This is a genomic window from Mucilaginibacter jinjuensis (assembly GCF_028596025.1).
GTDB classification, from domain to species: Bacteria; Bacteroidota; Bacteroidia; order Sphingobacteriales; family Sphingobacteriaceae; genus Mucilaginibacter; species Mucilaginibacter jinjuensis.
Map to the genome: position 1 here is coordinate 5,598,649 of NZ_CP117167.1, position 13,261 is coordinate 5,611,909.

Genomic DNA, 13,261 nt, shown 5'->3' on the forward strand with positions numbered 1-13,261 from the left:
ATTTTAGAGCGCTTATTTACCCGAGTAAGTAAATTTTAATACCGTTCCGGGGTCAATTTTATCGCCTTCGTTAGAGATGTAGAGGTTGTTCTGGCTGTCGAACGCAATACCTTCGGGTTGAAGAAACACAGAAGGGTTCAGTTTAAATACCTGCATTACCTTGAAATCCTCATTCAAAATCACCAGTAATTTATTGACAGACGATAGCACATACCATTGTTTGCTCCTCGGGTTTTGCGCCAGTGCAGACGGGTGGAACGTAACCTTCTGATTACTATTCAACTGCTGGGCAATATGCTTTACGTTGATTTTAAAGGTATCGGCGGCAGCCAACTTACCATCATTCGATAGATTGAATATAAAGCCGGTGGTTTGCTTGCTGGTTTTATCCATTTCGCAATGTTTACACATTACATATACCTTGCCTTCTTCATTGGCGTATAAACCTTCAAATTCGCCTTTGGGCAGCAGGTCTTTAAACTCCTGGGCGTTGGTGATTTTTTGCCCGTTCACTTCACTTAGCGGAAAGGTGTACAGCTTGCCTTTGCTTTGCAGCATAATTACCTGTCCGTTGGCAATGGCTATATCTTCGAAATCGCCGGTTTGTTTAAAGGTCGAGAATTTAGCTTCCTTTTCGCCGGGCTTCATGTAGTAAACGCGGCCGTTTTCATCCTCTTCTACATACATCCTGTTAGCGTCGCCTTTGTTGAATGCAAGCCCCGAAATTTCTTCGAGGTTATCGGGCATAAAGAATTTCTTCGGTTTATTAAGGTTATATCCTTGCGGGCTTTCATAATTAACCTTTTCTACACACGACAGCAGCGCGAATACTGCAAACACTCCCATCGCTACGCTGACATATTTTATTCTCTTACTTATTTTAGTAGTACTATTTTTCGATAACATGTTATTTATTGCTAAGGGGTAAATTTCTTTCATTCAGTTTATATTAAAGAATAGTTAAATATATACACGCATCGGGCTTCAATGTTTACATGGATGGGAGATTTCAAACGTTTTCGTAAAAATTTCAACTCACATTCGTGTCATTCCCCATAATCCCATTTATTTGTGTTGCGTACGCAAACCAATTATGAAAAACTTCTTAGACGACAATTTCTTACTGCCCAATAAATCGGCAGAACGCTTGTATCATGATTATGCCAGGCAAATGCCGATCATCGATTACCATTGCCACCTGCCGCCCGACCAGATTGCACAGGATATTCGTTTTGAAAACCTGACCCAAATCTGGCTTTACGGCGATCATTATAAATGGCGTGCCCTGCGTGCCAACGGCGTAAACGAAGCCTACATAACCGGCGACAAGAGTGACTTTGAGAAGTTTGAAAAATGGGCCGATACCGTGCCCTACACCCTGCGTAACCCACTTTATCATTGGACGCACCTTGAATTGCAGCGCTACTTCGGCGTTCACGATATACTAAACCCATCATCGGCCAAAAGAATTTATGACGATTGCACCGCCCAACTGCAAACGCCGGAGTTCAGCGTACGCAGCCTGCTCACCAAAATGAATGTAGAGACTGTAGGCACTACAGATGATCCGCTGGATAACCTTGAATACCACCAGCAAATTAAGCAGGATGGTTTCAGCGTAAAAACATTGCCTGCCTACCGCCCGGATAAGGCGATGAATGCCGATGATATTGAAGCGCTAAACGTTTACATCAATAAGCTGGAGCAGGTTGTTAATAATTCTATTGAAGATTACGACACCTACCTGCAAGCCCTAAAAAGCCGCCACGATTACTTTGCGGAGAATGGATGCTGCCTATCAGATCATGGCCTCGAACATATTTATGCCGAAGATTATACGGAAGAAGAGATCAGAAGCATCTTTAAAAAGATAAGAACTAACCACCCGTTATTGCCACTCGAGATCCTGAAATTTAAATCGGCTATGCTGTTTGAGTTTGCTTTGTGGGATCATGAAAAAGGCTGGGTGCAGCAATATCACCTGGGTGCTTTGCGAAACAACAACGCCCGTGCTTTCCGTACCATTGGCCCCGATACCGGTTTTGATTCTATCGGCGACTTTAGTCAGGCCAAAGCCTTATCACGTTTCTTGAATAAGCTCGATAGTGAAGACCGCTTAGCCAAAACCATCGTTTATAACCTTAACCCGGTTGATAACGAAATGATGGCCGCCATGATTGGCAATTTTAATGATGGCTCGGTTGCAGGTAAGGTACAGTTCGGTTCGGCCTGGTGGTTTAATGATCAGAAAGACGGCATGACCCGACAGATCAACGCGCTCTCTAACATGGGCTTACTCAGCCGCATGGTAGGTATGTTGACTGATTCGCGCAGCTTTATGTCGTTCCCGCGCCACGAGTATTTCCGCAGGTTGCTTTGCAGCATTTTAGGGGACGATATGGAGAAAGGTGAATTACCCGCCGATTTTGAATGGACGGGTAAGATTGTACAGGATATCTGTTACAATAATGCGAAAGGGTATTTTAGTTTTTAAATAGTTCTTTTTGTCATTGCGAGGAGTGTAACGACGTGGCAATCTCGTAACTATGCAGATCGGATTTACTTACGACGAGATTGCTTCCCCGAAGTAAATTCGGGACAGGCTGTGCCACACAATGACAAATTAGTGGAACTTCCACATGTTCCACCTGTTCCATGTTACAGACTTAAAAGTATTATTATACCATTTAGTATATTTATAATTATTTTATAATCAATTATTTAAAGCCAAATTTCGGTTATTTTTGATTGACACCTATGTTCCACTTTTATGACTTATAAGTTAGTTTTAATTGGACTTAAAAGTCATTTTAGTGACGAGGATTTGGCATAAATAGGGATAGCATGGCAACTATATGATTTTACAGAGTTAGTGCGTTTATTAACGCTATTACTCATAGCAATGGTTAGTGCATTTATCAATGTCAGTCCCGCTCAATCGCCGCGGGTAGGCTGTTACTTTTGGCTTGATCCAAAAGTAACCAAAAGATCAAGACGCAAAAAAGCTCCACCGCACAATTCCACTACACGGCCACGCTTTTGCGTCCGGGCCACCGCTTTTTTTGATTGTCCTACGGCTTTCTTTTCCTTATTTTTATCTTGTTTCCTGGCTCTCGGTTCTTGTTTCTCTTTCAAAGTCGGCAAACAGCTTCGGCCAAAAGCGGGCAGAACAATGCTGGCCTTGAGCACCGGAAAGAGGCATTGGAGATTTTTCAGAAGGGCTGGCCTGTGCGAACGTTAGTGGGGCAAAAGATCCCGTCCCGATAGCTATCGGGATGTGTGTTCTGACCGCTTGTGCGGCATGGCCTGTGCGTAAAGAAGCCTTTTGCCAACAGGTGCTTTGGTTACTTTGGCGCCCCAAAGTAACAGCCTACCCGCGGCGATTGAGCGGGACTGGCATTAATAGTAGCACAGGGGCATAATCAAAATTATTGCGTTAATTAAAGCACTGTCTCTGTAGGTCGGGGATTGCTTCGTTCCTCGCAATGACGTGCTTTTAGAACTTATAACACCTCGAACCATCACTACCACTATACTTCGATGTGCTCGACGATCCTTTATCCAAATATAAACCTATCGATATTTCATGGCTGCCGTAATTGTAGTTACTGAGGGCGTTCAGCGCATGATCATACGAGTAGCCGATGCGCAGGTTGGGTGTGGCAAAAAATTCAACAATGCCACCGAAAGCATTCTGACTCGGCAGATCGCTTTGCAGGTTATTTTTTTGGTATAACTTAACCGATGTGCGGTAGAAAGCGCCGATAGACAGGCGTTCATTCATCAGCACAAAACCATCTATATCTAAAGATGTAGGGCCTTTCACATCGTCTTTCAATAATATTACCGGTTTAAATTTCATCTGGTCGTTCATACTTATTAATGCACCGGCAGTTAAATAAAAGTGTGGTTGTGGGATAGGCACCAGGATGTTCGACTCGGTTTTTTGCAGTATAAAATGCCCGAGAATGTTGGTGGCCGAAATACCTGCGAAATAGTTCTCATTACTATAGTAGATCCCGAAGTTGGCATCGGGCGTTAACCTGCTTTGCGAGCCTACCGGCACGGCCTGGTCGCCGGGGGTTACGGCATTTAATTTAGAGCCGTCGATACCCAGCTGCATCATGCCTGCTGCCAGCCCGAAAGCCAGTTTTGAGTTTTCATTCTCTCCCAAACGGATGCGGTAGGCGTAATTAAGATAGCCCGTTACCACACTTTGCGCACCGATCTGGTCGCTGGTTATTATCACGCCCAAACCTACACTCCCATTGGCAAAAGAACCATCGCCGGCTACGGCAAAACTTTTAGGCGCGCCGGTAACCCCCACCCACTGCGAGCGGTAGTACGATTGGATAAACAGATCGTCCTTATACCCCGCATACGCCGGGTTAATATAAAGCCCATTAAATACATACTGGCTAACCTGCGTATCCTGCTGTGCCTTTACACAAAAAGCAGCCAGCATAAACCCGATTAGCAAAATGGTCTTTTTCATCACTCAATTCAATTAGTCTTAGCCCTCAATAGGGTGATATACCCTTTATACACATCCCAATGCCCACCGGGTTCCTGCACTTTCAGCAGGTAGAAATAAGTACCCTCATTTAGTCCCTCTCCATTCCATTCGTTATGATACCCTTTCTTCAGATACACGGTAGATCCCCACCTGTTCATCACTGTTAGTTCATTGGCTGTATAGTTGTTAAGGCCGGGGATCTCGAACGTGTCGTTTACACCATCGCCATTGGGCGTAAATACATTCGGTATGGTTAAGCCTAACAGTTGTATGGTGTTGCTTGCTACGTTATTACTCAAATCCGGATCAGTTTGCGTGGCGCTTACACTGGCCGTATTGGTGATGCTGCCATATTGAAGCGCCTTTACGGTATAATTAAGCGAGGTCGACTGTCCGCTTAGTAACTGGTCCATTGTCCAGGTTATTTTCTTGTTGTAATCAGTATAAACCACACTCCCCATCTCGGGCGACGTTACCTGCTGAAAAGCCACTTCAATAGGCAGCATGTTTTGCACATTAATACCCGTTGCGGTTGATGGGCCGTTATTTTTAATCATAATAGTATAATTAACAGGGCTCTCGAGGTTCATGGATGATACCACCGAGGTTAAACTGATAGCCATGTCCGCAGCCTCTGCCGATTTAGTCCCAATTACCACAATAACCGGATCAGATAAATCTGACGCGCAACTACTGTTAACACTCTGTACCTGGTAAGTGCCGGCAGTACTAATCGTGTACGTATTGCTGGTAGCACCACTAATGGGCACACCATTTTTTAGCCACTGAAATGCCAACCCAGCGCTTGCAGTAGCCTTTAAGGTTACCGTTTGGCCCTGGGTAATGGTTACCGTCTGACTTGCAGGAGGGGGAGCTGCATTTACGCCACTCCCCGCTAAAGCAAGCATCAGTAAAACCATAAAAGCAGTAATTACTTTTAGGTTAACCATTTATATAGTCGGTCAATTAGTCGGCTTATATAATTATTAATTAGGGCATAATAGTTACAGTTGGTGTGGTTGGGTTAGCCTGTACATCAACATTGGCTGCAGATGAGGTTACACCACAATTACTACCACCGTGGCTGGTAATTACATAACTTATCTGCACTGTAAATGCCTGGGTCCCCACTGTAGCGTCGTTAGTTGCGCTTAGTGTGTAAGTGCTGCCTGTAGCTCCTGTAATCGCGGTGCCGTTTTTAAACCATTTGTAGGTATAGCCAAATATATCGGTATCTGTAGTTTCCACATTACTGCCGGTTGCAGTTAAAATGGTTGATCCTACAGCGCTGACGCAGACAGTTGCCGGGCCGGTTACAGCAGCATTAATAGTTGGTAAAGCGTAAATGGTAGTTGGTGCAGATACGTCAGACGTACAATTCGTATTCGATGCTGTTGATACATAGGTATAGTAGCCCGGTGCCGGCGGCACATCACTTAGGTTGTTCGTGGTTTCGGTTAAAGTTACCGGTGTACCCGTTAAATCTTTACCCGGGTACCTTTTCCATACATAGGTGGTACCGGTTGAGTTACCTTGTAATTTAACGGCCTCGGCTGCGCAATAAACTGCTGCCGCACCAGGCAAGCCAGCCAAAGTAGTGATTTGAGCTTTTGCTGTAATGCCCGCCATCACGATTATGATAGGGAGCAGGGTTCTGAATAGAGTCGACTTTTTCATGTTTTTGGATTTTTGAGGGATTATTTTCTTAATTTTTAATTTGCTAATGTGAGTACCGGCGATGTTGGCTTATCGTCCACAATTACACTAAAGGGCGCGCCTGTGCTTAAGCAGCCATTGCCATTTTTTACCGTAATAGTACCCGTATAAGTATTGGGGGCTGCGCCGGCGGGTACGGTTACTGTAAGTGTGCCCGGCGGTAATGTTGCATTGGTTACGTTGGTAAAACCTGCAGTTATAGCCGGGGCATCCCAAACAATACTGTAGGTAGTTGGCGAATTTGATGGCGTGTAGGCTATGCTTGCGGCCGTTGTGCCCTTACAGGTTCTGGGTGTGCCCGAATATGTGATTCCCGGTAATGGGTTTATGTTGATGGTTACCGGTGTGCGTTCGCTTACCTCGCCACAGCCTGTACGGCTGGCTTCTACATAATAAGTATTAGCTGTACCGGTAAGGTTTGCTGCTGGTGGAGTATATGAAGTACCGGTTGCCAGAGAAGTGCCCCCGGTTGCGGTACTATACCAGTTATAAGTGGTACATGAGCTTTGCGGATTACTTACTGATAACGCCGAAGTATTACCTTGACAAACAGACTTTGAAGAAGACACCGTTCCGTCCATTGAAGTTATAGGCGTAGCAGGTATGCGTTTTATATCATAAATAGAAAGCGATGTACCAGCCGATAATAAACCACCTAATTGAATATCAACCCTATCGAAAGGAGGATCTGTCGGTAACGATTTAATATCAAGATACATTTGGGTGGAAGCAGAAGGGGGGGTAAGCAGGCTTAACGAAAGCAAACCTGAACTGCTACTCGTAATGGGCGAGCCTACGGCAGTGCTGCCATTATAGAGTTGTACGGTAAAGTTTGCCAATGCGCCCAAACTGAGCAGGTTGTTACCTGCCGGGTTGGTCATTAATATCCGCACCACATCACCCGGCTGCGATGGGGAATTAAAAACAGCTGTTAAAAAAACATCGCTTAAAACCTGTGCCCCTACGTTTAGTGTGGCTGCGGTTGTAAGGTCATTGTCAATAGCATTTGTTGGGGTAGTAACTGTCCCTGTTGCATTAGCCAGGCTAATACCACCCGCCCGTACACCAGACAACACATCAATCGCCGGGCCGCAAGCGTTAGCGGTTGGTGTAGTTTGCATTACGTAGGCATCGTACACTTTTAAACTTTGCCCTATTGCCACACCCGACAAGGTTACCCACACCCCATTATAGGCTACATTGGTTGAGCCCGATTTAGGGGTAAAAGTAATCTCTACGTCCCCTCCCCCGCCAATAAGGCCAAGTAATGAAGTGTTAGTTAAAGGATCGCCAGCAGCTGTAGCCTGCCAACCCGTAAATATGTTATTTTGTAAACCGGTAAATGGCTGTATAGTCACACCACCAAGCAACGATACAAGGGAAGCTGGAACACCCAATTTAACGGTGACCGGCGTACCTGCAGTAATTTGAGTTTGGAACGAAATGAATTGAGTTACTGTAATAACCTGCCCTATGGTTATTACACTCGATAATACTGAAGCAGTTGAAGGATCAGTATCTATCGCATAGTTTGGATTTGTAACCGAAGCCAGCAGCGGCGTAAAATTAGTTTGTGTACTATTGGCATAATTCCGTGTGGAAACAGTACACTGCCCACGCACAATACCATGCAGGCTGACGATGCAGAATAGCAAAGTCAGGCAGCGGTACAGGGTGGTCAATTTTACAAATCCGGGCACAACGGGTGATAACAGTTTGGCTATCCCCGATGCCTCAAAATCTCGTCAAAAAAACCTGACGAAACGCATTAAATCGGGGAACTATCCACTAAAATTACCTAAGAAACAGGCCGTTACGACGATTCATTTTGTTCATTAACCCCCATTCTGTTCAGCCTGTGCACTCTTAATTGGGGTAGAAATAAGCTTGTTGTTTTTAACAGATTTTAGTTATTTTTACTTTGATAAATATTTACTTAACCATAAAGCACGCATCAACCTAAATATTTTATAGGCTTAAGGAGAGTTGGATTAGAATACTTAGATTAATTTATTTGGAACCGCAAAGGCAAATTATACTGAAACAAGCGCCCTACAGTTTACATGACCTTTACGACAGGTATGCAGGCATGTTGTTAGGCTATCTTTCAGAAGCAGTGAAAGACAGGAAGCTGGCCGAACAACATTTGGTGAATATTTTTAACATCATTCCGCAGCATTTAGATGAGCTGAATACTGCTGATACCAACACATGGTGCCAGCTTCAGCGTTTAGCTAAAAAACACTTAACTGGTTCATCTGTTAAGGAGACCGGTGGGCATGAGGTTGGCAATGGCATAATCATTGAAAAAGGCAGGAATAAATTTCTTGACCAGATGAGCAATGAGCAGCAAACCGTATTTTGTGCCGTTTATTACAACCACAAAACAATAATGCAGTTGGCTGATGAGTTAAATAAACCAGAGGAGTTAATACGCAAGGCTTTGAGAGAGGCGTTTGCCATAATCAGAAAGGGGACGTGAACGATATTCAGGAATACATAGAAAGCGGCATACTTGAACTATATGTGCTGGGCTCGGTCTCTGAAGAAGAGGAACGCGAACTGCTTACCTATAAGGAAAAGTTCCCTGAGGTAAAGCAAGCCCTTTTTGAACTGGAGACAGATATGGAGCGTATTGCCGAGCAAATGGCTATTAAACCGCCGCCAACTGCCTGGTTAAAAATTCAGGAAAACCTGAATGAGCTGATTGAAATGCCCGAGCCCGAGCCGCTTCGTTTAAAAGAACTGCCTCCACCACAAGAGCCTTATCAACGCAAACGCGATCAGCAATACATCGAAGTAGAATCAGAATCGAGCCATATACGCGTACATAAATCATGGCGCTGGGTACTGGCAGCGATATTTGTTTTGGGCAAGATATTTTTAGGCTGCGCCATTTACTTTTACTTAGAAAACCGCCAGCTCAGCCGCGAGATTGATGATATGCGGTTAGAGATAAAACAACTGCAGCATACTAAGTAGACTTCAATAATTAGATATTAGAAAGCGGCATTCTTTGATGGAATGCCGCTTTTGTTTTGGGGGTATAAGATGGCTGTCATGCTGAGCCCCGTCGAAGCATGGTGGGCAGGTCTCTATGCGCGACACTTCGACGGAGCTCAGTGTGACAGGCCATTTATTTTGCTATTACTTCCCTTTCTTCGCTCCCAGATCATCAATTATTTCCTGGATTTGTTTATTATAATCAGTCAATTGTACCTGGTATTGCTTCGAGTCTTCGCTTACGGCTTTGTAGATCAGCTTATAGCTTTGTATCCTCAGGTCGCAGTACTTTAGCAGCTTATAATCTTTTTGGTGCAGTTCATCCGGTATATTTAAACTATCGGCAGATTTAACTATTTTAATATCCTCGTTCCAGTAATAAAGCCCGCGTTCCTTTATCTCGGCCAACACCCGCTCCTTAACTGTGTTGCGCGGCATCTTGTAAACCTCTAATGCCATAGATTCTGTTGTGGCAAATTGCGTCATGTAGGCATCGTACTTCCCAAAATCATTCGGCAATCTTCTAAACACAAGCGCAAAAACGATCAAAAATACGCCTGTTAAAAGGCTGCTTACGGTAAAGTTAACATTGGCATCATCCCCAGATCTCAGAGCCGGGATAAACGCATACCCGATTATAACCCCGCTTACCAGGCCACCTATATGGGCGGCGTTATCTATTCCCGCTTTTAACCCGTTAGCCAAATTATACAACACAAAAACAACAATACTGGTTAACAATGCCTTGCGTGCCGCTTTATGTATAAGGTTGGTAGTAAGCATCGCTAAAAACACACCATACAAGCCAAATATAGCACCAGATGCGCCTGCGCTTAGGGTAAATGGGTGCCAGTATAAACTGGCCAGACTTCCACTAATGCCGGTGAGCAGATAGGCCACAATAAACCTCACACGCCCTAAATAAGGCTCCAGCAACAAGCCGATATAAATCAATGCATACATGTTTAGCAACAAGTGCATAATGCCGATATGTATAAAACAATTAGTTAGCAGCCGCCACCATTGCCCGTTTAAGGTTGCCGGGCCAAAATCGCATCCCCACTTGATCAGGCTTTCGGTATCGGGTAGTAAAAAGTTTACGCCCGTAGCTACCATCGCAATAAATATGGCAATGTTAAGATTCACTAAAATTGGGGTAACAAAATAGCCCGTAGTTGGTGCAAAGATTGAAAAGAAGTTTTTGAGTTTTTCCCTGCCTGTTAATGGCTCCTGGCTAATAGGGTGCTCTTCTTTCGAAACAAATTCTGATTGAAGCTCTTCATATTTGCCTGCCAGTTCTTCCGGGGTATAAACCGTTTTTAATTCTTCAATTGTGTTGATCAGCTCATTTACGTTGCTTCTATTTTTACCCCAGTCGGCCACCTGGCTGCCCAGGCATTCGCTTTTTAATGTTGCGGTATCAGCATCAATTTTAACACGAACCTCTTCGCTCCACGAGCTCATGGAGAAACCTGTGTAAGCTATAAAGCCAACCTCGTTGGTGATGCTAATTTCCCAGCCAAGTTTTTTGGCGGCTTCTACAGCAATAACTAAAAATTCGTGTGGGGTAATATTATCCAGCGGAATAGTCTGGATGTATTTAGGGGGTAATCCAAAGGCCATAAATTGTAATATGTTAATTATTAGGTAGCTCTAAGATAGTTGGAATATTGATCAGGGTGATAAAAAACTGAAAGAATGAACATTATCGTTATTGCGAGGTACGAGACAATCTCGGATTGTACAGAACGGTTTGGCAGATCAGTGCTGATAGTCGCAGACCAGCACAATCTTTGCATCTTATTTACTAGGCATGTGGGGTGCCGAATAAATTCGGCATGACGTGTTTATTAGTCAAAAAAGAGCGCCCCTCCGGGCGCTCTTTCATCAAAACATCATAGAGAAACTTATGCTTCTTCGCTCTCTTTGCTGTTATCTTTTTGCAGCTTTTTAAACAGCTCGGTACCTATCAGGGCATCAACCATACCGTTGTTGCCGCCGTCTTTACCGCTCACCAGTACATCCGGCACCAGTTTAATGCCGTTGCTGGCCAGGGCTTCAGCTACGCGTACAATGGCGTATTGCTCTGTACCCATAGCTTCGGTTTTTTGTTTAGTAACCTCGGCTTCGGCCAAACCTACGGCTTTAATTTTACCGGCTTCGGCGGCACCGTTTACTTCGGTAGCTGCGGCATTGGCTTTGGCTATAATAGTTTGGGCTTCTGCATCAGCCTTCGCATTAATGGTGCGGTTCTCTGCATCGGCTTTGGCGTTGATCACGCGCGATTCGGCATCACCCTTCGCACCGGCAACTTTGGCTGCAGCCATCTGGGTGTTGATCTCAACCTGGCGGGTCGATTTAACAATCTCTGGTTGCATATCGGCACCTGCTTTGGCGCTTTCAAATTCCTTACGCTCAATTTGCGCACTTTTCTGGATCTCGTAGGTGTGGCGCTCTTCCTCAGCCAGCTTACGGTCGGTCATCGTTTTCATCAGGGCTTCTGGCGGAATGATATCACCAATCAGCGTATCTACACCAACTACGTTATAATCGGCCAGTACTTTGCTGATGTGGCTCTTGGCATCATCCTGCCTTTGCGAACGGTTGGTTAAGAAACCGATAACATCACTTTTTTGCGCTGCGTTACGGAAGTAGTTGGCAATAGTAGGCTCCAGTACCTGCGAAACCAGGTTCTGCATTTTACCGAAACGGGCTATCACCTTAGGCGCTTCGTTTCGCGGGATGTGGATAATCTGTGATACATCCAAATTAAATGTAAACCCATCGAATGACCGCACGCTGATGGTATTCAGATTTTTATCCAGCTCATGTGCTTCGCTACGGGCATTGGCCCAGTTGAGTACAATGTTGGTGGTTGGCACAACTTCTACACCGTGGGTATAGATATTTACCGGGTGCTTACCTGGGTCCAGTGGCTCTTCCCAAACACCTTTTTCGCCTTTAATCACAATGTTACCGTGTTTAAAGTTATCGCCGCTGGTGTCTTTACCCTCAGGCCCAACGAAGGAGTTCACCACGCCCACGTAACCAATCGGGATGTGCATCATTTCTACCTGCTCTACCAGTACAAACCAGGGGTTCAGGTAGTAAGTACCTGCCAGGATCACGTCTTCCTGCAAACCTTTTTTACCTCCTGCATTAATAAAGGCAATAGGATCCTGGAAGTTACGGTGCCCTTCAACTGATCCGCCGGCAATGTCACCTTTTTCTAAAGGTTCACCATCCAGCGTGGTAATAATCCCCACTTTGTTTTCGTGTACCTGCGTAATCGGGACCTTTTCTATCTCGAACAAAAAGTTGTTGATACGATAGCTACCCGGTGTTAAAAACGCAGCCTGCGGACCTTTCTGACCATTATTTTCAAGAAAAGCCTGCGCATCCTGAAACTTGTCACACTCTACCGGTTTACCCAGTACACGGCCGGTATCCAGCGAAGCACCGTCTTTGGCCTTTACCAGCCCCAGGCTCCCCTGCTCAATAATAGTAAAAGGCGCCATAGTTATAGCATACTGCCACGGCCACATGCGCCAGTATAAACCCGGGGCAAGCGGTTTGGCCTGCATACCGGCCTCGCCACGGGTGGCTATGATACGGCCATCGGGCAGGCGCATATCGTTGCCGTAAAGGGCAAACTTTTTAACCACCAAACCAATACGGTCATCAGGCACGATGATCATACCAAAAAACATACGAAGTACAGATTTGTACAAAAGGAGCGCCACAACAAGGGGCAGCACCCACCAGAGTTTAAAAATTAAATCAGCCATTTTATTTGATTCTTTTCTTTGCTTAAACGGGGCCCTTAAGGTGCGGACTCCTCACAAAATCGAATAGCTTTTGTAGTACCTTAGCTATTAACGATACATTGGAGCACCGAACACTACGGTTGTTACAGAATTTTTGAAAATTATTTTTTGTGAGGGTTCACCAACGCGTCATTGCGAGGAACGAAGCAATCCCCGATCTACAGAGCGGCTCTGTAAAGTTCGCGATTGCTTCGTTCCT

General features: G+C 44.9%; 11 protein-coding genes. 3 read left to right on the forward strand and 8 right to left on the reverse strand.

Going from position 1 to position 13,261, the window contains the following annotated elements; genetic code table 11:
* Positions 1 to 12 precede the first annotated feature (12 nt).
* Positions 13 to 906 carry an SdiA-regulated domain-containing protein gene (locus PQO05_RS24230; protein ID WP_273630034.1) on the reverse strand — a complete coding sequence of 298 codons (894 nt, stop codon included), beginning with the start codon at positions 904 to 906 and terminating at the stop codon, positions 13 to 15.
* Positions 907 to 1,093: 187 nt separating this feature from the next.
* On the opposite strand from PQO05_RS24230, the gene uxaC reads away from it, so the two are divergent.
* The gene (uxaC, locus tag PQO05_RS24235) at positions 1,094 to 2,494 is read left to right on the forward strand and encodes a glucuronate isomerase (RefSeq protein WP_273630035.1); all 1,401 of its coding nucleotides are present in this window, start codon (positions 1,094 to 1,096) and stop codon (positions 2,492 to 2,494) included.
* A gap of 461 nt (positions 2,495 to 2,955) precedes the next feature.
* Here uxaC and PQO05_RS24240 read toward each other — a convergent pair whose 3' ends face one another.
* From PQO05_RS24240 to PQO05_RS24260, 5 genes are all read right to left on the reverse strand, one after another.
* On the reverse strand, positions 2,956 to 3,135 hold the full coding sequence (locus PQO05_RS24240) for a hypothetical protein (RefSeq protein WP_273630036.1): 180 nt from the start codon (positions 3,133 to 3,135) through the stop codon (positions 2,956 to 2,958).
* Between the two features lie 361 nt (positions 3,136 to 3,496).
* Complete coding sequence (locus tag PQO05_RS24245; RefSeq protein ID WP_273630037.1) at positions 3,497 to 4,495, reverse strand: PorP/SprF family type IX secretion system membrane protein; 999 nt, start codon at positions 4,493 to 4,495, stop codon at positions 3,497 to 3,499.
* 8 nt (positions 4,496 to 4,503) lie between these two features.
* A complete protein-coding gene (locus PQO05_RS24250; protein WP_273630038.1) occupies positions 4,504 to 5,466 on the reverse strand; it encodes a T9SS type B sorting domain-containing protein in 963 nt (320 codons plus the stop codon).
* Positions 5,467 to 5,506: 40 nt separating this feature from the next.
* Positions 5,507 to 6,193, reverse strand: a complete 687-nt coding sequence (locus tag PQO05_RS24255; RefSeq protein WP_273630039.1) for a hypothetical protein — start codon at positions 6,191 to 6,193, stop codon at positions 5,507 to 5,509.
* 35 nt (positions 6,194 to 6,228) lie between these two features.
* Positions 6,229 to 7,932 (reverse strand): immunoglobulin domain-containing protein, encoded by a 1,704-nt coding sequence (locus PQO05_RS24260; protein WP_273630040.1) that lies wholly within the window; start codon positions 7,930 to 7,932, stop codon positions 6,229 to 6,231.
* 314 nt (positions 7,933 to 8,246) lie between these two features.
* Between PQO05_RS24260 and PQO05_RS24265 the strand changes: the two genes are divergently transcribed.
* Positions 8,247 to 8,714 (forward strand): sigma factor-like helix-turn-helix DNA-binding protein, encoded by a 468-nt coding sequence (locus PQO05_RS24265; protein ID WP_273630041.1) that lies wholly within the window; start codon positions 8,247 to 8,249, stop codon positions 8,712 to 8,714.
* Complete coding sequence (locus PQO05_RS24270; protein WP_273630042.1) at positions 8,711 to 9,214, forward strand: hypothetical protein; 504 nt, start codon at positions 8,711 to 8,713, stop codon at positions 9,212 to 9,214. Before PQO05_RS24265 ends, PQO05_RS24270 begins: the two co-directional genes overlap by 4 nt.
* Before the next feature lie 165 nt (positions 9,215 to 9,379).
* Here PQO05_RS24270 and PQO05_RS24275 read toward each other — a convergent pair whose 3' ends face one another.
* Positions 9,380 to 10,858: a rhomboid family intramembrane serine protease gene (locus tag PQO05_RS24275; RefSeq protein WP_273630043.1), complete on the reverse strand. Its 1,479-nt coding sequence runs from the start codon at positions 10,856 to 10,858 to the stop codon at positions 9,380 to 9,382.
* Positions 10,859 to 11,142: 284 nt separating this feature from the next.
* Positions 11,143 to 13,023 (reverse strand): SPFH domain-containing protein, encoded by a 1,881-nt coding sequence (locus tag PQO05_RS24280; RefSeq protein WP_273630044.1) that lies wholly within the window; start codon positions 13,021 to 13,023, stop codon positions 11,143 to 11,145.
* Positions 13,024 to 13,261: the final 238 nt, after the last annotated feature.

Coding starts and splice junctions, on each gene's coding strand:
- PQO05_RS24230 (WP_273630034.1), bottom strand. CDS start 906: ATGTTATCGAAAAATAGTACTACTAAAATAAGTAAGAGAATAAAATAT.
- PQO05_RS24280 (WP_273630044.1), bottom strand. CDS start 13,023: ATGGCTGATTTAATTTTTAAACTCTGGTGGGTGCTGCCCCTTGTTGTG.
- PQO05_RS24275 (WP_273630043.1), bottom strand. CDS start 10,858: ATGGCCTTTGGATTACCCCCTAAATACATCCAGACTATTCCGCTGGAT.
- PQO05_RS24245 (WP_273630037.1), bottom strand. CDS start 4,495: ATGAAAAAGACCATTTTGCTAATCGGGTTTATGCTGGCTGCTTTTTGT.
- uxaC (WP_273630035.1), top strand. CDS start 1,094: ATGAAAAACTTCTTAGACGACAATTTCTTACTGCCCAATAAATCGGCA.
- PQO05_RS24255 (WP_273630039.1), bottom strand. CDS start 6,193: ATGAAAAAGTCGACTCTATTCAGAACCCTGCTCCCTATCATAATCGTG.
- PQO05_RS24250 (WP_273630038.1), bottom strand. CDS start 5,466: ATGGTTAACCTAAAAGTAATTACTGCTTTTATGGTTTTACTGATGCTT.